This window comes from Pleionea mediterranea, from assembly GCF_003148745.1.
Taxonomy (GTDB): Bacteria; Pseudomonadota; Gammaproteobacteria; order Enterobacterales; family Kangiellaceae; genus Pleionea; species Pleionea mediterranea.
On sequence record NZ_QGGU01000009.1, the window covers coordinates 94,152 to 113,232 of the forward strand.

20 protein-coding genes are annotated in these 19,081 nt (G+C 44.0%); 10 read left to right on the forward strand and 10 right to left on the reverse strand.

The window, feature by feature from the left end; all coding sequences use genetic code 11:
- Positions 1-188 precede the first annotated feature (188 nt).
- The 6 genes from argH to C8D97_RS12925 are packed head-to-tail and all read right to left on the reverse strand — an operon-like array spanning position 189 to position 6,948.
- Positions 189-1,997: an argininosuccinate lyase gene (argH, locus tag C8D97_RS12900; protein WP_109764201.1), complete on the reverse strand. Its 1,809-nt coding sequence runs from the start codon at positions 1,995-1,997 to the stop codon at positions 189-191.
- Positions 1,998-3,338 (reverse strand): argininosuccinate synthase, encoded by a 1,341-nt coding sequence (locus C8D97_RS12905; RefSeq protein WP_109764202.1) that lies wholly within the window; start codon positions 3,336-3,338, stop codon positions 1,998-2,000. It abuts the gene before it with no gap.
- Positions 3,338-4,264 carry a Rossmann-fold NAD(P)-binding domain-containing protein gene (locus tag C8D97_RS12910; RefSeq protein ID WP_109764203.1) on the reverse strand — a complete coding sequence of 309 codons (927 nt, stop codon included), beginning with the start codon at positions 4,262-4,264 and terminating at the stop codon, positions 3,338-3,340. The genes C8D97_RS12905 and C8D97_RS12910 overlap by 1 nt, the downstream gene beginning before the upstream one ends.
- Positions 4,261-5,181 (reverse strand): acetylglutamate kinase, encoded by a 921-nt coding sequence (gene argB / locus C8D97_RS12915; RefSeq protein ID WP_170115248.1) that lies wholly within the window; start codon positions 5,179-5,181, stop codon positions 4,261-4,263. Before argB ends, C8D97_RS12910 begins: the two co-directional genes overlap by 4 nt.
- A 1-nt stretch (position 5,182) precedes the next feature.
- A complete protein-coding gene (gene argC, locus C8D97_RS12920) occupies positions 5,183-6,460 on the reverse strand; it encodes an N-acetyl-gamma-glutamyl-phosphate reductase (protein WP_109764205.1) in 1,278 nt (425 codons plus the stop codon).
- A 41-nt stretch (positions 6,461-6,501) separates the two neighbouring features.
- Positions 6,502-6,948, reverse strand: coding sequence for an arginine repressor (locus tag C8D97_RS12925; RefSeq protein WP_109764206.1), 447 nt, complete (start codon positions 6,946-6,948; stop codon positions 6,502-6,504).
- Positions 6,949-7,048: 100 nt separating this feature from the next.
- Here C8D97_RS12925 and argE point away from each other — a divergent pair, with 100 nt between their 5' ends.
- The 10 genes from argE (at position 7,049) to C8D97_RS12975 (ending at position 15,814) form a co-directional block, all read left to right on the forward strand.
- Positions 7,049-8,245 carry an acetylornithine deacetylase gene (gene argE, locus C8D97_RS12930; RefSeq protein ID WP_109764207.1) on the forward strand — a complete coding sequence of 399 codons (1,197 nt, stop codon included), beginning with the start codon at positions 7,049-7,051 and terminating at the stop codon, positions 8,243-8,245.
- A 279-nt stretch (positions 8,246-8,524) separates the two neighbouring features.
- A complete protein-coding gene (gene rpmB / locus C8D97_RS12935; RefSeq protein ID WP_109764208.1) occupies positions 8,525-8,761 on the forward strand; it encodes a 50S ribosomal protein L28 in 237 nt (78 codons plus the stop codon).
- A gap of 12 nt (positions 8,762-8,773) precedes the next feature.
- Positions 8,774-8,944, forward strand: coding sequence for a 50S ribosomal protein L33 (rpmG, locus tag C8D97_RS12940; protein WP_109764209.1), 171 nt, complete (start codon positions 8,774-8,776; stop codon positions 8,942-8,944).
- Positions 8,945-9,074: 130 nt separating this feature from the next.
- Positions 9,075-10,301 carry an EAL and HDOD domain-containing protein gene (locus C8D97_RS12945; protein ID WP_109764210.1) on the forward strand — a complete coding sequence of 409 codons (1,227 nt, stop codon included), beginning with the start codon at positions 9,075-9,077 and terminating at the stop codon, positions 10,299-10,301.
- A gap of 166 nt (positions 10,302-10,467) precedes the next feature.
- On the forward strand, positions 10,468-11,334 hold the full coding sequence (locus C8D97_RS12950) for an ATP-binding cassette domain-containing protein (RefSeq protein ID WP_109764211.1): 867 nt from the start codon (positions 10,468-10,470) through the stop codon (positions 11,332-11,334).
- A complete protein-coding gene (locus C8D97_RS12955; protein ID WP_170115249.1) occupies positions 11,328-13,409 on the forward strand; it encodes a motility-associated ABC transporter substrate-binding family protein in 2,082 nt (693 codons plus the stop codon). The genes C8D97_RS12950 and C8D97_RS12955 overlap by 7 nt, the downstream gene beginning before the upstream one ends.
- Complete coding sequence (locus C8D97_RS12960) at positions 13,388-13,966, forward strand: hypothetical protein (RefSeq protein ID WP_109764213.1); 579 nt, start codon at positions 13,388-13,390, stop codon at positions 13,964-13,966. Before C8D97_RS12955 ends, C8D97_RS12960 begins: the two co-directional genes overlap by 22 nt.
- A 52-nt stretch (positions 13,967-14,018) precedes the next feature.
- On the forward strand, positions 14,019-14,831 hold the full coding sequence (gene mutM / locus C8D97_RS12965) for a bifunctional DNA-formamidopyrimidine glycosylase/DNA-(apurinic or apyrimidinic site) lyase (RefSeq protein WP_109764214.1): 813 nt from the start codon (positions 14,019-14,021) through the stop codon (positions 14,829-14,831).
- A gap of 196 nt (positions 14,832-15,027) precedes the next feature.
- Positions 15,028-15,441 carry an ExbD/TolR family protein gene (locus tag C8D97_RS12970; protein ID WP_109764215.1) on the forward strand — a complete coding sequence of 138 codons (414 nt, stop codon included), beginning with the start codon at positions 15,028-15,030 and terminating at the stop codon, positions 15,439-15,441.
- A gap of 64 nt (positions 15,442-15,505) precedes the next feature.
- Positions 15,506-15,814 (forward strand): DUF3301 domain-containing protein, encoded by a 309-nt coding sequence (locus C8D97_RS12975; protein WP_109764216.1) that lies wholly within the window; start codon positions 15,506-15,508, stop codon positions 15,812-15,814.
- A gap of 166 nt (positions 15,815-15,980) precedes the next feature.
- On the opposite strand, the gene C8D97_RS12980 is transcribed toward C8D97_RS12975, so the two are convergent.
- From C8D97_RS12980 to hemE, 4 genes are all read right to left on the reverse strand, one after another.
- Complete coding sequence (locus tag C8D97_RS12980; RefSeq protein ID WP_109764217.1) at positions 15,981-16,241, reverse strand: YfhL family 4Fe-4S dicluster ferredoxin; 261 nt, start codon at positions 16,239-16,241, stop codon at positions 15,981-15,983.
- An 88-nt stretch (positions 16,242-16,329) separates the two neighbouring features.
- Positions 16,330-16,815, reverse strand: a complete 486-nt coding sequence (coaD, locus tag C8D97_RS12985; protein ID WP_109764218.1) for a pantetheine-phosphate adenylyltransferase — start codon at positions 16,813-16,815, stop codon at positions 16,330-16,332.
- A gap of 136 nt (positions 16,816-16,951) precedes the next feature.
- Positions 16,952-17,911 carry a hydrolase gene (locus C8D97_RS12990; RefSeq protein ID WP_109764219.1) on the reverse strand — a complete coding sequence of 320 codons (960 nt, stop codon included), beginning with the start codon at positions 17,909-17,911 and terminating at the stop codon, positions 16,952-16,954.
- A gap of 13 nt (positions 17,912-17,924) precedes the next feature.
- A complete protein-coding gene (hemE, locus tag C8D97_RS12995) occupies positions 17,925-18,995 on the reverse strand; it encodes a uroporphyrinogen decarboxylase (RefSeq protein ID WP_109764220.1) in 1,071 nt (356 codons plus the stop codon).
- Between the last annotated feature and the right edge of the window lie 86 nt (positions 18,996-19,081).

Below are 19,081 nucleotides of genomic sequence, written 5' to 3' on the forward strand. Positions count from 1 at the left end.
GATAAGACAATTATTCGATAGGCTGTCACTGGATAAATAATTACTTTATATAAAGCTACTGGATAAAGGATTACTGAGCAGTTCGTTACTGAACAACCATTAACCATCTATCACATCAATCAACCATTTATCCCATAAAAGAGAAACAACGTCCGTGTTACTTAACAATATGAATTAATAAGTTTTGCTTAACCTATATCATAAACCATGGCTATTTCATCACAGGAGGCTTTACGTGGGCAAAACTGACAATCTTTCAGTATCTTCTTTGGCAAGGTTTCGATGGATGAATATTCAAAGTCACAGGCGCTGAAGAACTTTGGTTGTCGGGTTAACACAAACACGGTTTTAAGCGACAGCAACCTTGCCGCGGCGATCAGCGCAAATACCAGGCGTTTGCCCAGTCCTTGACCGTGATACTCTGGCTTTACACCGAGCGAACGTATTTCAACCAGCTGCTCATCGTATATGTACAAACTGCCGCAAGCAACTATTTCACCGAGTTCATTTTTTACCACTTTAAACAGATTCAATTGATTGCCAATGTCTTCTTCATTTCTGGGTAAGTTTTCGCCCTGAGCACTCCAGAAGTTCACCAGTTGATGAATGGTCGAAATATCTGACAAGGTTGCATCGGTAATTTGAAACGCAAGTGCCGAGCGGGACATTTCAGCATGACTGCCAACGCCACCTTTAACCTGACGTCGACTAATGGCCTGCTCAACTTTAAGCCAGTTAAAGATATCTTCTTCGATTGCGTTATTCACCGATTTAAAATCGAGTAGAGTTAATTGGTGCAAATAATATTGCTTTTTTTCTGCCAACATAACCAGACGTCCGGTTTGATCGTGCGCATCACGAAATGGAATGCCTTTATCGACAAGATAATCCGCCAGCTCAGTAGCATTGGCAAAACTGTTTTCGACGGCAGCACGCATTGCCGTTTTATTCACCGCAAGCGTATCAATAACCTGATTAAACATAGCCAGAGATTGTTGCCAGGACTGTACCGACTGAAACAGAAGCTGTTTGTCTTGCTGCAGATCTTTATTGTACCCAAGCGGCAAACTTTTGGTTGCGATCTGCATCTGTGATAATAGCGCCAACCCTTCTGCACTTTTTCCTCGAATTAACTCCAGTGCATCGGGATTCTTTTTTTGTGGCATCAACGATGAACCGGAGGTAACCGAGTCATCCAGCAACACAAAGCCCGCTTCCTGCGAATTAAAAAAGATTAAATCTTCCGCTAATCGGGATAAATGCAATAATGAATTGCTGCTGCAATAAAGCAAGTCAAGAACAAAGTCTCTGTCGGAAACCGTATCCAGCGCGTTTTGCGTGGCCGAAGCAAAGCCAAGATCAATCGCCAGTTTATCGCGATCAATATGAAACGCCGTACCCGCAATCGCCGAAGCGCCAAGTGGACATTCATCACTTAAATCCGACAAGCTTTGTAAACGTTTAATATCCCTTGCGATCATCTGTGCTGCGGCATTCAACCAGAACCCAAAAGTTATCGGCTGTGCACGTTGCAGATGAGTATAAGACGGCATTACCACGTCAGAAAAAACAATCGCTTTCTCATTTAATAACAAATGGGTTTGTTTTAACTGTCGTGTCAGTTTTTTTACCGCCTGTTTGCACCAAAGCTTAACGTCTGTTAGTACCTGATCATTTCGGCTTCGTCCGGTATGTAATTTTTTGCCCAGATCCCCCACCTTCTGGATCAACGCCTGTTCAACCCAGCTATGAATATCTTCAGCATTCGAGGATAAAATTGAATCCAAATTATTTTCAACCGCCTGCTCAATATCCGTTAATGCTTTGGCTAACTGGATCAGTTCAAAATCATTAATAATATCGATTGAGTTAAGCGCTTTTGCCCAGGCTATCGAGCCTGCAATATCGTATTTAACTAACTGATAATCAATTGGCAAAGAATCATTAAATGATTTAAACAGTTCACTGGCCTGTGTTTGAAATCGACCGCCCCACATTTACTTTAAACCTCCCTGTTGCTTCATGGCAGAGATACGGCTGCTTAATGAAAACAATCGAATAAATCCTTCGGCGTGCGATTGATCATAAACATCATCATCGCCAAAAGTTGCAAAATCTTCCGAATACAAACTGTAAGGAGACTGTTTCTGGATTATCAACGCATGGCCTTTAAATAATTTCACCACCACTTTACCGGTCAACTTTTTCGATAGCTGCTCCGTGGCCTGCAATATGGCCTGAGTCATATCGGTAAACCATTTACCATCATAAGCCAACTGGGCAAATTCCAGCGCCAGTTGTTGTCGAAAATGCAAAGCATCGCGATCATAAACCAGTTGCTCCAGTGCCGTAATCGCATTAAGCATCACCGTTCCACCTGGAGTTTCATAACAACCTCGAGATTTCATGCCGACCAATCGATTTTCCACAATATCGACACGGCCAATACCGTGACTGGCCGCTTTATCATTCAATAACGATAAGCATTCAAAGGGTGATAAAGCTTGATCGTTAATATGGGTAATCTCTCCCTGATTAATGGTTAATGTTATTAACTCAGCGTCATCGGGCGTTTGCTCGAGTGCTTTTGTCCAGGTCCAGACACTTTCCGAAGGCGCATTCCAGGGTTGTTCCAGCTCCCCCCCTTCATGTGAAATATGCCAGGCATTGGCATCACGGGAATAAATTTTTTCCGCACTGGCACTGCAAACAATCCCTTTGTCTGCCAGATAATCCAGACAATCTTCTCGCGATTTTAATGACCAGACTCGCCACGGCGCGATCACTGTAAGCTGTGGTGCCAAACTGGCAAAAACTGATTCAAATCGAACTTGATCGTTGCCTTTGCCGGTACAGCCATGACACAAGGCATCGGCACCTATCGATAAGGCATACTCCACCTGCGCTTTTGCAATAATCGGTCTGGCCAGAGACGTTCCAAGCAAATAACCATCTTCGTACACGGCTCCGGTTTTTAGCGCCGGGTAAATATAATCTTTCACAAACGCCTGCTTTAAATCCGCCACCACACATCCCGCGGCACCCGATTGCAATGCCTTTTGTTCAATCCCCTCAAGTTCTTGATCACCCTGACCAACATCGGCAACAAAGGCGTAAACTTCGCAATCGTAATGCTCTTTTAACCAGGGAATAATGGTTGATGTATCCAGCCCACCGGAATAAGCCAGCACTACTTTAGTTACGTTAATAACCTTTTTGGATTTAGTGTTTGAATGATCAACTGCCGTTTTTTGTTTCGCTGTATGGTTATTGGAATACTGACTCTTTGTCGTCACAGACCCAGAAGCCGCTGTATTAAATGTTTGTTGTGTGTTCATTATAAAACCTCATTAAAAATAGAGTGCAGAATGGCTTGTTGAACCGGCATTCGGTTGGCAGCCTGTTGTTGCATGATGGACCAATGCCCATCACACACTTCGCTCACCACCTCTTTGTCACGATGAACAGGCTGGCAATGCATAAAATAATTTGCGTTTAATCGCTGCATTAAAGCTGGCGTAACCTGATAGGGTTTATACACTTGTTCATTTGCAGCATTTTGTTGTCCCATGGAAATCCAGACATCGGTGTAAACCACATCGGCAAATTGCAAATCATCCGGCTGATTAAAGTAACGAAACGAATATTCATCGTTCACAAGAGTGCTGTCCTTATTCAAGCTATTATTACTCTGATGCTTAACCCAAAAAGATTCTGCTGAACATTCCGGTGACACCAGTGAAAATTTGGCATTGAGTTTTTTTGCAACCTCCATCAGTGATTGCGAAACATTATTGGCATCACCAAAATACGCCACAGACCATTCACTCATAACCGGATTGATTTCATATAAGGTAAAAAAGTCCGCCAATGCCTGGCAGGGGTGATACAAATCACACAACGCATTGATCACAGAATATTCGTTTGATGCGGCAAGTGTTTGTAATGTTTGATGCTGATCGACACGGGCAACAACGCCCTGATACCAGTGCGATAAATTGGCTGAAAAATCCTGCAATGATTCTCGCACGCCCAGCTTATTATTTTGCAAATCATAGAAGTGCGCTTTTCCACCCAACTGCTCAATACCGGTAACAAAACTGGCGCGAGTTCTAAGACTGGGCTTTTCAAATAACAAGGCAAAGTGATAGCCCGTTAAACTATCGCAATATTGTTGTGGGCTCGCCTTGATGTCACTAGCGATATTAAATAACGTTAGTATGTCATTAGCATTCAATTGCTCAACACTCAGCAGGTTTCTCATGTCTGAGCCTCCTTAATATTCATCAGCGATTTTATTTCGACTTGCTCCGCTTGCTGCCACTGATGAACATTGGCCATCATTTTAATGGTGGTTGCCTGACCACTGCCCTGCAAAGCGTCTTTCAATAAATGCGGTGATAGCCCTGACGCTATAATCACTTCAGACACATTCGATGAACGCTGTGCAACCTTTCCTCCTTCGGTCGAAAACAGCTCAGTAATCGCCAACAGTTTGGCGATCATTCCTTTTGAAACCCATTGCTGCTCAGTTAATGACTTGATTTGATCAACAGTGATTGCCCGAATGGTTTGGCCTTTGGCATCAAGCAATCCGTTGGTATCGGATAACAGCACCAACTTGCTGGCAGACAAACAGTCCGCCAATGCCACAGCAATATCATCGGCGTTAACATTTAAACACTCGCCATTTTGATCAGTCGCCAAAGAATGAAACACCGGCCAGAATCCTTGCGCCAATAATTGAAACGTCAGCGTTGGATCATTTGCGCTAACGTTACCCACACGCCCTAACACGGTATGATCCGGATGTAACTGACAACTTAAGGTATCGGCAGTGGTGGGTGTCATTCCCACAGGATCAATCATGGCCTGTTTGCAGGCTGACAATACTTTTGTGTGGGCATAACCGGCAAGCGCTCCGGCGATCACCGGCAACTGTTGCGGATCCGTCACCCGCATACCGTTGCGTTTATTGTTGGGTAACTGAAAAACATTACACCAGTGATCACAATAAAGACCGCCACCGTGAACTAAAACAGCCTGTTGTCCTGTCGACTGACACCAACTTTTAATCACCAGCAAAATTTCACTCAACAATGACTCTGACTGCAGTAACTTGCCGGACAGTTTAAAAACAGTTACGTCAGGATAATCGGCGCCATGATTACAATATTTCATGTTAAACACCTCCCGCGACATTGCTTGTCACTGATATTTTATTAACTGATGGTTTAGAGACTGACGATTTGTTATTCGTAATTTTGGATTTGTACGAGTTTGCTTGTTGAGGATCTTGTTTTTCGGCGTGAAATTGTTTGCTGTCGTCTATCGCTGTATTGGCAGAATTAATCGGTGAAAGTCCTTCAGTCTCCGGGTAGCCATGAGACAAATTGAAACATTGGATCGCATTAACCGCGGCACCTTTTAACAGATTATCGATCACCGTATAAATTTGCAGATAACCTTTGTCCGCATTCAGTCTGACAAACATTTTAACCATGGGCGTTTGTTCTACATCGGATAAAGCTGGCACTGTGTCACTGATTTGCACCAGCGCTGAGTCGGCGTAATAGCGCTGATAAAGGTTTACCAGAGTCGCTTGTGTAAATTCCATTTTGTCAGGGGTTTTATTGGTAGCTATCTCTTTAACCGATTTTGGTTTGATAGGTACGGTAACGGTGCTGTAGATCCCTCGCTTAAAAGCCCCCAAATGTGGCGTAAAAATCACATCATGACTTAATGCCTGCTCTATCTCGGGTGTATGTCGATGACCATCAACACCATAAGCCTGCAAGCTGACTTCGCAAAAAGACGAAGTTAAAGATGCTTTGCGGCCAGCCCCACTAACACCGCTGATGGCATTTATCACTGGCAAGCCTGTCAATTGCTCGACCCATCCATTTGCAGGATCCAGCAATGGCATTAAGCTCAGGATCGCAGCGGTGGGGTAACAGCCAGCAACGGCAATAAGTTTCGCGCCGGCTAATAAGTGTCGATTTATTTCCGGCAAACCGTACACCGCTTGCGACAGTAATGCGCTGGCCGGGTGTTCAAAACCGTAATAGTCTGCAAACTGATGCGCCTGTGTTAAACGAAACGCACCAGAGAGATCAATCACCTGAATATTATGGCTTAAAAACTGTTCCGCTAATGAAGCACTCACCTGGTGAGGCGTGGCTAAAAACACCACATCGATATCGGACCAATGGCATGACGACTGATTAGGATTAATCGATGTTTGCGTCAGTCCAGTATCTTCCATCGACTGAAATATAAGATTGTTTTGAGGAAAAGCATAAGCGTATTGTGGGTATACGCTGGCAAATAATTGGTTGCGCAACGAACTGTGGTTCGAAACCACCAGCGCCGCTATGCTCAGATTGGGGTGTTGCAGTATAAGTTGCGTTAATTGCGCGCCGGTATAGCCACTGGCGCCAATAATCAGACATTTTTTCATGGTCGAAAACTCCCGCCCTGCGGGAGTCTCGACCCACAAGGTTAACCTTTAAGTTGTTCCAGCTCTTGCTTTAATTGCATTGCGTCTTCTTCACTTCGTGTGGCAATAAAAATCGTATCGTCACCGGATATATTCCCCACCACCAGAGGCAGCTTAATATTATCCAGTTCATAACCGATGGCCTGAGCTCGTCCCGGTTGCGTTTTAAGCACCAGCATATTGCTCGCCAATTCGGCCGAAACCATTAACGATTGCACCACTTTTTTAAGTTCACTTTTGGTTGCCCTTACGGGCGCAGCTTCGTTACCCAGTACATAACCTTCAGGTCCTTTCCAGATCCCAAGTTCATTTAAATCTCTTGAAAGCGTGGTTTGCGTTGCTTTCAAACCTCGTTCGGCCAATAGCTCAACCAGCTTTTCCTGATTCGGAACAATTGATGAGCCTATCAGCTCTCTAATGGCGGTTTGCCTTAACTGTTTTTCAGACATAAGGATCCCGTTGCTAATTAAAGTAACACGACGTAGAATAAATATGCAATATCAAATGCATATTTATTCTAATTAATTCGAATATACGAGTATTATACCCATGTTTAACAGCCAAATACCGCATAATTTCCTCACAGAGATGATAGCCAATAACACTGTCAGCAGCGATGATCCGGCGATTGACCAGAGTAATAAAGCTTACTGTGAGCTGCTTGCCGATCGGTTGGACAGGCTGAATTTTAATTGCCAGCTTTATGCGGTGCCCACACACAACCATGACACGCAACCACAAAAGTGGAATCTGATTGCTTGTCGTGCGGGTCATAAGTCCGAACAAGGTGGCCTGATGTTAAGCGGTCACAGCGATACCGTACCTGCCGAACTGCCTCAATGGCAACAGGATCCCTGGCAATTGACGCGGCATAATGACCATTTGTATGGCCTTGGCGTCACCGATATGAAAGGTTTTTTTGCCGCCGTCATAACGGCACTGGAGCAGTTACCACAAAATAACCATCAACCGATTTCACTGGTGATCACCGCCGATGAAGAAACCACCATGGTCGGTGCCAGAGCGCTTCGGGCAGAACAACTTTGTGTTCCGCAACTAAACATTATTGGCGAGCCCACCAGCCTGCAGCCAGTGATCAGCCACAAGGGATACCTCGCTTATCGTATAACGCTGAGTAGTAAAGGCGGTCACTCCAGCCTGAACCAGCAACAAGCCAATTGCATAAACGCCATGGCAGAGATAATCCTGCAACTGCAACAACTGGCTACCCAGCTGCAAACAATGCGTCAGGATGAACGTTTTTCAGTGCCCGTTTCAACCCTTAACCTCGGCAGCTTAAACGCAGGCGATGCCGTCAACCGTATCTGTGCCAGTGCCACGCTGGAACTCGACATAAGACCACTACCAGGGGTTGAATCCGAGCAAATAGAACTCTGGTTACAACAGGCGATAGACACCGCATTGTCATGCTTTCAGGTATCAGCCCAACTTTCGCCGCTGTATCCGCCAGTCAATAGTTTTTCAAGCAGTGCGTGTACTCACTCACTGTTTAACGGCTGCCAACATTATCACTCAGCTTGTGCAGACGATTCTTATCCAAACTATGCTTTTGCAAATTATGTGACTGAAGCGCCCTTTTTTGAACAGTTGGGGATCCCCTCATTGGTGATGGGACCGGGCGATATTCGTCAGGCGCATCAGGCAAACGAGTCGATCAACCTGCTACAGCTGAGCCAAGCCAGCAAGCTCTACCATAGATTGTTGCAAGACTATTGCTTTCAATGAAGGCTCAAACGGATATCAATGCTTAACATCAATTCTTACAGATTAAAGAGAAGGATATTCTGTTTACTTGCAATGACCGACTCATTTAAAATACAGCAGCCGCTGGCAAGTGAGCGGTAAAAACGATCTTTTTATTGCTTAAAAACTCCTCATCTGGTATAAAGTGCGCCCTCGTTTTCTAACGACTCAGGTATGCAGTTAAAAGCATGCCTCGCTCGCCGGTTATATAGCTTTGAATTAGGCGAAGAGTAACGAATTTTTGTAGTTTTGGAGGCAATTATGTCACGAGTATGTCAAGTTACGGGCAAAGGCCCAACAGTGGGAAACAATGTTTCTCACGCGAAAAACAGAACCAAGCGTCGCTTTTTACCAAACCTTCACGCTCACCGTTTTTGGGTTGAGAGTGAAAAACGTTTTGTAAAACTTCGTGTTTCTGCAAAAGGTATGCGCATCATCGATAAGCAAGGTATCGACACTGTGCTTGAAAAAATCCGCTCACGCGGCGTTAAAGTGTAAGGAGCATCGATCATGGCTAAAAATGGTGCACGCGACAAAATCAAATTAGTATCAAGCGCTGGAACTGGTCACTACTACACCACTGACAAGAACAAGCGTAACACTCCTAACAAGCTGGAGTTTAAAAAATACGATCCTGTGGTTCGTAAGCATGTGATGTATAAGGAAGCAAAAATTAAGTAATTGAACTGCCTCCAAGCATTCTAAAAAAGCCCGGTTTTGCCGGGCTTTTTTATGCCTACTGATTTTTTAACTATTGTTTCTGTCAGCCTGTGCTAAAGTTTAATTAACTCCCTGATGTAGAGCTTAAGCTGTGCGACAAAACGAACCCATCATAGCTCCTGATATTTTATTGGCCCGCCAACCCATATTCGATCGTAACCTCAAGCTCTACGGCTATGAACTCTTGTATCGACAGGGCAGCAACAGTGACCATGCCAGCTTTCTCTGTGGCGATACCGCAACCTCCTTATTACTGCTGAATAATTATGCAAGTCTGTCACAAGCCACCGAGCACCATCGTGTACCAGCCTTTATTAATATTACTGAGAATTTGATTAAGGCCAGTGAACTGCTGCCAGTGCAACCCGAGCAGGTGGTACTGGAAATTCTGGAAAATGTGGTGCCGGATCAATCGTTAATCGATGCCATTATTCGCTATCGTTCGTTAGGCTTCAAAATAGCCCTCGATGACTATCCTTTTACCGCAGACTTTGAACCCCTATTGCAACACGCCGATTTTATTAAAGTGGATGTTCTTGAGTACGATATGTCGCTCATTGAACGTAAATTGTCGCAATTAAAGAACTGTCCGGCCAAATTGCTTGCCGAAAAAGTTGAAGATTACGACAGTTATGTCCGTTGCATGGAACTGGGGTTCCATTTATTCCAGGGATACTTTTTCGAACGACCACAACTGGTAAGAGGAAAACAGCTCTCCAGTAACAAACAACAGGTGATGCGTTTACTCAGTGAGCTTTATTCTCCAGATGCCGATCCCGATAAAATTGCCGAACTGGTTTCGCAAGATGCCGAACTCAGCTATCGGCTATTAAGGATCATCAATTCAGCAGCCTATGGTCTATCGAGAAAAATAAAATCCATTAAAGAAGCCGTGGTGTTTTTAGGCTTGAATCAACTTAAACGCTGGATCGCACTGCTGGCATTTTCATCAAACGACGATACTCCTCCCGAATTATTACGCACCCTGTTAATTAGAGGTCGCAGCTGTGAGCTATTGGCAGAAAGTCTTAAAAAACAATCGCCTGATCTTTTCTTCACCACAGGTTTGTTCTCGGGCATCGATTCTTTAATGGGTGTTGATCTCGATTTTCTTATCAAAGACCTGCCACTCGACAACACCATTAAACAAGCCATTTTGCAATATAAGGGCGACGCCGGTTTAATTTTAAAAACCATGATTCAGTTTGAGCACGCCGATTGGGGTAACATTTCACCCGATATTCCGGCGCAGCAAATTAACCGGTGCTATTTTGAAGCCATTAAGTGGTGCGACAAAATGACTGCCTCTTTGCATTGATATATTTAAGATATTTTTACGGTATATTTAAAAAGCTGTTTATGACTCTTTGCTTAAACCTGTGTCAACTTTTTTATGTGCGGTTGATCACTGACTGGATTCGAGCTTGATTTTTAATCATCAGTTACGGACAATCGATGCAAAATAACCAACCGAAAGCTGCGCTGTGTCATTAACGGTCACCGATCTTAAGTTTCACTACAATACTTCTCAACATTGCCACTATCATTTTCGACTCACTAAAGGTCAGCGTGTCGGATTAATTGGTCGTAACGGTGCAGGCAAGTCGACTTTACTTAAGTTGATTGCCGGTGAGTTGTCTGCAAAATCTGGTGAAGTCTCAATCAATGGCAGTGCGTTAACCAGACAGCCGCAACAGTACTTATCCAAACTAGGCTATGTGCCTGATCAGTTCCCTGATGATAAAGGCTACCGGGTTACTGACTTTTTAACACTGGTATTAGCGTGCAAAAATATTTCCCGCTCACTGGATGACTTACTAGCCGATCAAGGATTAACTCAACTGAACATTGGCGAATTGCTGCCGTTATCATTACAGCAATTGTCTCTTGGTCAAAAACAACGACTTTCACTGGTACAGGCTTTATTGAGTCAACCCGAATGCCTGATTATGGATGAACCCCTGAATGGACTCGATCCCACTCAGCAACAACAGTTTTGGCAAATATTAAAACAGCAAACGAATAACACCTGTGCATTAATTGCCAGTCATCATTTAGTTGACTTGGCTGAACATTGTCAGCGCTTGCTGTTTATTGATGATCACCGACTGGTTCTGGATCTTAATCTGGACTCGATAAAATATATGGCGGTCAATACATCCATTATAAACAATACGAAAATTAACGAAACAGATGCTTTACTGCATGACAAAGTTATTGGTTTTCAGCAAGAGCAGAACTTCAATCAATATCTACTGCAGAACGACTCTAATATTTTATTGTCGGGTAAAACGTTAACCGTTTTGACTGAATTATTTCGTTATCAGGCTAGTGGGGAATGGCAATGGTAATATCCATCGCGCGCTTACAACTGAAACAACTGTTAAAAAGCCCTCGCTGGCTAATACTGTTAAGTATTTACTGTTTTGTTATTGCCATATTCAGCAATCAGTTCAGCTTTCAATTTATAACGCTGCAAGCTTCCAATACCAGTCAATTAAGTTTAAGTGGCATTTTATTTTCGCCGCTGGATAATTTGGCCGTTTTTTTATTACTCCTGATGTTACCTTTGATTGTTTTGCAGTTAAGACCGAGTCGAATAGCCTCTGGCCTGCAGCGGCTATTAAGTAGCTATCCGGTATCATCGTTTAAGTTGTGGCTGGCTGACTGGTACGCCATGTTGGTTTTATTACTGTTTTTTTATGCAGCGCTAGTTTTTATTCAACTCCCAATATTAATCAGTGCCACCATCGACTTGCCACTGTTCCTGACGCACTGGTTAGCACTGGTGTTAATGTCATTAAGTTTTATGACCTTATTTTTGTTATTGCAACAATTAACCAATTCACTATTGAGCAGTTTAGTTATCCATTACAGTGTGTTGTTTCTGTTCTGGATCATTCAACTACTGCAACAATGGCCAGATTACTTTTATGTTGTTCAAGTTATTAATCTGTTTGACTGGTTTGATCGGTTATCACTGGGTTTATTAAGTGCTCAGGATATTTTGGCTTTTGTGATTATTAACTTAAGTTTTATTGTACTCTGTTATTGTTTTAGTCAACAAAAAACAAGGTTTATTTTACTGACCTGTGGATTAACATTGTTGTTGCTGTTTACGCTACGCTTATTTCCTCTTAATTATGTCGATACCACGAGTAATCAACGCTACTCTTTGCATCCCGTTTTAGCGGAACAATTGGCGCAAACCGAAACGATTAAAATAACCAGCTATGGCCTCGACGAAGCGGCTCGCCGTGAAGTAAATTTACGATTGCTGCAGCCTGTTTTATCCCGCTTTGCTGAAACAAAAATTACGCACGAGCCTCTTAATCGTCAGTCAGAGCAGCAGCGCAATAGTCAGAGTAACCGTGGCGTTTTATTTACCATTGGCAATATCCCGAATGACAAGTCTGGTCAGCGATTAAACACAGCCGTTAACCAACAAACCATTTGGCTCGACTACCCTTTTGTTGAACATCCGCAGCGTTATTTGTTGCGTTCACTGGCAGTACTGCAACACCGAAATGACAACTGGGTATTATTTGTTGAAGGGCAAGATGAAGCCAGTATCAGTCAACAGGGACAACGACATTTATCAACACTGAACCAAGCATTGCAATCAAGAGGTTTTCAACTGTCGCAGCTGTCTCTAAAACAAGCCGGCTCTATTCCTGACAATACTGCGTTGTTGGTTATTGCCTCTTCACGTCAGGACTGGCTGAATTCGGCCAGTCAATCGTTAATGACCTATTTACAAACTGGCGGTAATTTATTGTGGTTGCGCGATCCGGAAGACATATCGTTTGAGCAACTGGAATCCTATCTGGGTATTACCAAACTTGACGGTGTGATTGTTGATCCGGCAGGCTATCAGCAAGGTACACCACATCCGGCAATTGTGTTGCACGATACGTTTACGGATCACCCGATTAATCAATCACTAAAAACATTGGTTGCGTTTCCCTGGAGCAGTGCCCTTGTTCCGCTGACGAAAGGTACTACTAAATGGCATCAGCAAACACTACTCACCAGCCACCCTAATAGCTGGACGGAGTTTCAGCCTGAACAGGAAAACATGGCTTTTAACGAACAACAGGGTGAGCTGCAAGGTGAGTTTCAAACATTAATTGCCTTACAGCGAAACCAGGGTGTTCGGCAACAAAAAGTGGTTATTGCGGGTGATAGCCACTTTTTATCAGACATGGCGATTAATAATTACGATAATAAACAGCTGGCACTGAATATCTTTTACTGGCTAACCCAGACACCGGATGAATTAATGCCAACGCTGGTAGAGCCAGTTGATCGCTATCTGAAACTGACGCCACTGGCGCACCACTTAATAAGTTGGTTTATTCCGTTCGTTTTACCATTACTGCTGTTATTATCAGGAGTCATATTATGGCGCAAACAAAAAAGGTAAATCAGCAACGGTTGTGGCTTAATGTCATTATCATTGCTACAGCATTTATGATTTTATTGTTTACCGTGGTCGGTAAATTAATGGAAGATAAATCTCCGGCAGCCACAGTGGAAACGCCTTTTGCGGATCTAACAGAACTTCGCATTGGTAATTGGCACGTTAAACAAACCAATCAACAGTGCCAACAAAGTCAACAACTGCTCAGCACAAGTGAATGTTTTGAATTAATACAGCACTGGCAATCATTTAAGCCAACGGCCTGGCTATCGAAAAAAAACTCACCGGTAGTGCTATCCATTGTTATCACTCTGCAGCCTAAACCATTGGAATTACAGGAGTCACGGCAAACGGAACCATCAAATCACCAACAATTTTGGCAGCTGCAATTGGCTGATCGCCCCAAGTTATCCTACCAGGCTGTCGAGACAGAAAAAAATAAAACGCACAGTCCGAATTCGACAGCCGGGCATGCCATGACCAATGATATATTGCTCACGGATAAACAATTAAGCTTACTGTTTCCCCGTGCACTACTGACCAAATGGTTGCCTCAATAAAATCAGTAAACAATAGAATCCACTATGTCAGAGTTATTATGCTAGAGTTACTATGCCAGAGTTACCAGAAGTAGAAACCACACGGCGCGGTATTGAACCGCATTTAATTCAACAAACGGTCACCGCATTTCATGTTAGAGACAGTCGTTTGCGTTGGCCGGTATCGGACACATTAGTGCAAAAAGTAGTGTCTTATACCATCAACAGTGTTGAGCGACGCGCCAAATATCTACTTATTAATTTTGACCATGGGCAGCTAATGCTGCACCTTGGTATGTCAGGCCGCATCCGAATTATTGATCAACATGAACCGGCACAAAAACACGATCATATCGATATGGTATTAAGCTCAGGCAAAGCGTTACGGTTTACCGATCCGCGTCGCTTTGGCAGCTGTTTCTGGCACGATGAGCCGGTTGCCCAAAAGTTACTGGCTAACCTGGGCCCTGAACCTCTGTCAGCAGACTTTACCGGTCATTATTTGTATCAACAGTGCAAATCCCGTAAAGCCGCCATTAAACAGGTGATAATGGACAACAAGGTTGTAGTAGGCGTGGGTAATATCTACGCTGCCGAATCTTTATTCTTAGCCGGGATCCACCCAACCCGAGCCGCCAATCGAATTAGCCAGCCGCGCATCAATCATTTATCTGAAACAATCCAGCAAGTATTAAGCGCTGCGATTAAACAGGGCGGAACAACGCTCAAAGACTTTACCCAAAGTGATGGTAAACCCGGATATTTTGCCCAAAAATTAATGGTTTACGGACGTGAGGGAGAGTTATGCCGGAACTGCAAAAGCGTTATTAAGGGCATTCGTCAGGAGCAACGGGCCACCGCTTATTGCCCCAGATGCCAAACCTGACCGTTTATACCGTTATAAGCTAAGTTTTATGGTTTTATTCTTGCCCAGACTGACTGGTCTAAACAGCGGAATTAATGACCAGAACACACTCCGCTGTACTGGATTGATCTGGACTTAACCAGATGGAACCGCTATATTGCGGAGTTCGAAGACAGATAACTCCTATTGAGTAATATTTAAACAAAAAGGTACTCCAATGCGTAGACATCGCCACGATGATGATGATGCAAATGTCGATATGACGCCCATGCTTGATATCGTATTTATCATGTTGATCTTCTTTATTGTTACAACATCCTTTACTAAAGAAGATGGCCTCGATATGACGCGTCCATCCAATAATAATACTCAAAATACCGACTCCAAAAACGCACCGGTCGCCATTGAAATTACCGACATTGGTGAAATCCGTTTTGAAGGCCGTATCATTGATCCGCGTCAGGTGAGTGCTAACATCGAAGCAAAAATGGCCGCTAACGCCAAAACCGTTGTGGTGGTACAAGCTCACGAGCAAGCTAATACCGAAGTTGTTATGGCGGTGATTGATGGTGTGAGAGATGGTGGTTTTCAAACACCCGTTCTTGCCCGTCTTCCTGAAAGTTCTCGCTAATTGTCCTGTCAGAACGCCGGTCTTACTGGCGTTCTGTTCAACTCTTCCTGAATAATTCTATTTAATGGGTAAACTGCTTTTTATATTGGGTGCAGTGTTACTGGCTTATGTCTGGTGGCGCAGCCAACAAATTAAAGACAAAGCCTATCAAGCGGTGCTTAATCGTTGTTATGAATCCGACGTAGAGCTGCTGGATGGCTCTATTGCGCTAATTAAGCAAGGACCAACGAAAGACAAACTCGGCAACTGGCATTGGTTTCGCCACTTTCAATTTGAGTTTACCTCAACCCGCGAGCACCGATATAAAGGCCTAATCACCATGGCAGGTTTTCATGTGGTGGATATTGAGCTGGAACCGTTTCATATCAACTGACGGTAAGCTGTAACTGCTGATTAAATTTTTCAGTTCATTAAAAAATTTCAGTCATAAAAAAGGCGGGAACCCGCCTTTTTTACATTAATTTAGTGTTTTTATCATCGAATATTCAGCCAAATACAACACCTAAAGAACAATCCATACTCGAGATAAATAACAAAAGTTACTCCGCGTATGTTTCACCGGTCAACTTTTCGTACTTGGCTACCAACTGATCTTTGGTTTCGCTGTTATTAGGATCAAGCGGAATACAGTCTACCGGGCACACCTGCTGACACTGCGGCTCATCGTAATGGCCTACACACTCGGTGCACTTGTCAGGATCGATCTCGTAGATTTCTTCACCCTGATAAATCGCTTCGTTCGGACACTCGGGCTCACAAACGTCACAATTAATGCATTCATCAGTAATTACTAAGGACATAAGAACCCTCTCAATTTATATTCATACCACCGGCGGGCGCGTATTGTAACTCGCTTACGCCGTATTGCAACTCCCGTACACTCTCAGCCTAGTCACTCCGAAACGTTTGTGCCAATAACTCAGCTACATAAGGCGGTACAAAGTCTTTTATATCACCGCCATAGCGCGCGACTTCGCGAACCAGAGTTGAAGAAATAAAGGTATTGGTTTCGTCGGGTGTTAAAAATACACTTTCCAGATCAGGGGCTAGTCGCCGGTTCATACTCGCCAGCTGAAACTCATATTCAAAGTCAGACACCGCGCGTATACCTCTTAGTAGCGCATCTGCCTTATGTTTGGCCGCAAAATTCACTAGCAATCCATCGAATCCCACAACCTCTATATTTCCCATACCGGCAGTTGCCCGTTGTACCATATCAACCCGTTGCTCTAATGAAAATAAAGGACTCTTGCCCGGATTTTCTGCGATCGCAACGATAACCTTGTCGAACAGGCGTGTGGCTCGCTCAACCAGATCGGTATGACCATTGGTGATTGGATCGAAGGTACCCGGGTATAAAATTGTACGTTTCATTTGGCTGTATCCAACTTATCCGACTCGCTTAAATTGTAGCTGCTTGCAGCAGATGGTTTCCAGTCGCTATTCAACTGCATCTCAAAGAACGAAAGATAAACACGCTCTAGTGCATATCAATGCATTTATATGGATATCACTGGCAGGTTAAAAACGCAAACGCCTTTTGCCCCAGAAAACAGGGCTGCTTGTGTGGAGGAAGTTGATCGAAAAAGCCAACATGGCCTCCGAACTGGCTAAGTTCCAGCGTTATACCCGGGCCTAACTGAGCCTCTTCAGGCAGTACCTCTGGACTCATAAAAGGATCGTCAAGCGCTTGCAATATCAATGTTGGCGTTTTGATCATCGGCAAAAATTGGTAACTAGATGCTTGTTGATAGTAGTCATTAACACCATTAAAGCCATTCAAGGGTGCCGTGACCAAATGATCAAACTGCCAGAAATTATTGATGGATCGCCAGTCAGGCTCATCAATTTGATGACCCGGCAGCTGAAGTAACAGTTTTTCTCGCGTTTTCTTTTTTAATATGCCAATCAGATGTTTCTGATAGGTACGACTGAATCCACGTCCTATAGACGTTGCACAAACGTCTAATTTAAAGGGTACCGAAACCGCCATTGCCCGTTTAACCACTTGCTGATCGGGATTTTCACCAAGCCATTTCAGTAACACATTGCCGCCGAGCGAAAAGCCCAATATAGCGGTTGGTAACTGTCTGCTCTGCTGCAAATGTTCGATGGCTGCTGTTAAATCATCGCTGGATCCAGAATGATAACTGCGCGAGCGAGCATTAATTTTACGACCGCAGCCTCGAAAATGAGCAACAGCGATACGCCAACCAGCGATAATAAAAGGCTTAATCACCCGTTGAATATAATGTGATCGATAGCTGCCCTCAAGTCCGTGCAGGATCAGCAACAAAGGGCCATTATCAGAACCAAACCAAGCAATTTCCATGAAATCGCCGTCTGGCAACGCTATTTCAGACCAATTTTTCGGCTGCTGAGATACTGAGACCAGCAACGGGCCAATCAATGTTTGAACATGTCGATTAGCCAGCATTTTTGCCGGCTGAAATTCGGACTCGATAATCATTCAATAACGGACTTTACTGAGCCTTATGATAAGGACGACTAAGCTCATGAACCGCATCGACAAACACTTTGGCATTTTCAGGCTCAACCGTCTGATGGATACCATGACCCAGATTGAAGATATGCCCCGGCCCTGAGCCGTAACTGGCCAAAATGGTTGCCACTTCCTCACGGATGCGCTCTGCAGAACCATACAGAATGGAAGGATCCATATTCCCTTGCAAGGCCACTTTACCACCTGTTGTAACTTTGGCATCCGCTAAGTTGGTAGTCCAGTCGACGCCCAATGCATCGCATCCTGTATTCGCCATGCTATCGAGCCAGTCGCCGCCATTTTTAGTAAACAGGGTAACCGGGATCGTTTCACCATTGTATTCACGATGCAAACCATCCACTATTTTTTGCATGTAACGCAGTGAAAAGGCCTGATAATCACGTGGCGTTAATACACCGCCCCAGGTATCAAATATCATCAACGCCTGGGCTCCGGCTTCTACTTGGGCATTAAGATACACAATGACTGAATCAGCCAGCACATCCAAAACTTTATGCAGTAATTCTGGGGACTGATACATCATGCTTTTAATGATGGAGAAATTCTTAGTCGGCCCACCTTCTATCATGTAGGTTGCCAATGTCCATGGACTTCCTGAAAAACCGATCAGGGGCACATCACCCTTCAAAGCTTTACGAATTGTAGAAACAGCGTCGGTGACGTATTTAAGTTGATCGGCAGGATCAGGCACAAAAAGGTTGTTTACATCTCGTTCTGTTCTGACAGGCTTCTCAAATGCTGGCCCTTCTCCTGTGACAAAATGAAGCCCTAAACCCATCGCATCAGGAATGGTCAAAATATCAGAAAATAGAATTGCTGCATCCAGCTCGAAACGACGTAACGGTTGCAGAGTCACTTCACAGGCCAATTCAGGATTGGTGGCCAATGCCATAAAGCTTCCGGCTTCTGCTCTTAACGCCCGATATTCGGGAAGATAACGGCCAGCTTGGCGCATCATCCAGACGGGAGTGTAATCGACAGGCTGCTTTAATGCCGCTCGGATATAACGATCATTCTTTAACGGGCTCACAAAATTGCTCCAAAATAAATTTGGGGCTATTTTACACTATCCCTGCTGATTATTTAAAAGCATTCTACAGGCTATTATACCGCTAT

Coding starts and splice junctions, on each gene's coding strand:
- coaD (WP_109764218.1), bottom strand. CDS start 16,815: ATGAAACGTACAATTTTATACCCGGGTACCTTCGATCCAATCACCAAT.
- argH (WP_109764201.1), bottom strand. CDS start 1,997: ATGTGGGGCGGTCGATTTCAAACACAGGCCAGTGAACTGTTTAAATCA.
- C8D97_RS12925 (WP_109764206.1), bottom strand. CDS start 6,948: ATGTCTGAAAAACAGTTAAGGCAAACCGCCATTAGAGAGCTGATAGGC.
- C8D97_RS12905 (WP_109764202.1), bottom strand. CDS start 3,338: ATGAACACACAACAAACATTTAATACAGCGGCTTCTGGGTCTGTGACG.
- C8D97_RS12960 (WP_109764213.1), top strand. CDS start 13,388: ATGGCGCAAACAAAAAAGGTAAATCAGCAACGGTTGTGGCTTAATGTC.
- argB (WP_170115248.1), bottom strand. CDS start 5,181: ATGAAATATTGTAATCATGGCGCCGATTATCCTGACGTAACTGTTTTT.
- C8D97_RS12910 (WP_109764203.1), bottom strand. CDS start 4,264: ATGAGAAACCTGCTGAGTGTTGAGCAATTGAATGCTAATGACATACTA.
- C8D97_RS12990 (WP_109764219.1), bottom strand. CDS start 17,911: ATGATTATCGAGTCCGAATTTCAGCCGGCAAAAATGCTGGCTAATCGA.
- C8D97_RS12970 (WP_109764215.1), top strand. CDS start 15,028: ATGCGTAGACATCGCCACGATGATGATGATGCAAATGTCGATATGACG.
- argC (WP_109764205.1), bottom strand. CDS start 6,460: ATGAAAAAATGTCTGATTATTGGCGCCAGTGGCTATACCGGCGCGCAA.
- argE (WP_109764207.1), top strand. CDS start 7,049: ATGTTTAACAGCCAAATACCGCATAATTTCCTCACAGAGATGATAGCC.
- C8D97_RS12955 (WP_170115249.1), top strand. CDS start 11,328: ATGGTAATATCCATCGCGCGCTTACAACTGAAACAACTGTTAAAAAGC.
- rpmG (WP_109764209.1), top strand. CDS start 8,774: ATGGCTAAAAATGGTGCACGCGACAAAATCAAATTAGTATCAAGCGCT.
- rpmB (WP_109764208.1), top strand. CDS start 8,525: ATGTCACGAGTATGTCAAGTTACGGGCAAAGGCCCAACAGTGGGAAAC.
- C8D97_RS12975 (WP_109764216.1), top strand. CDS start 15,506: ATGGGTAAACTGCTTTTTATATTGGGTGCAGTGTTACTGGCTTATGTC.
- mutM (WP_109764214.1), top strand. CDS start 14,019: ATGCCAGAGTTACCAGAAGTAGAAACCACACGGCGCGGTATTGAACCG.
- C8D97_RS12980 (WP_109764217.1), bottom strand. CDS start 16,241: ATGTCCTTAGTAATTACTGATGAATGCATTAATTGTGACGTTTGTGAG.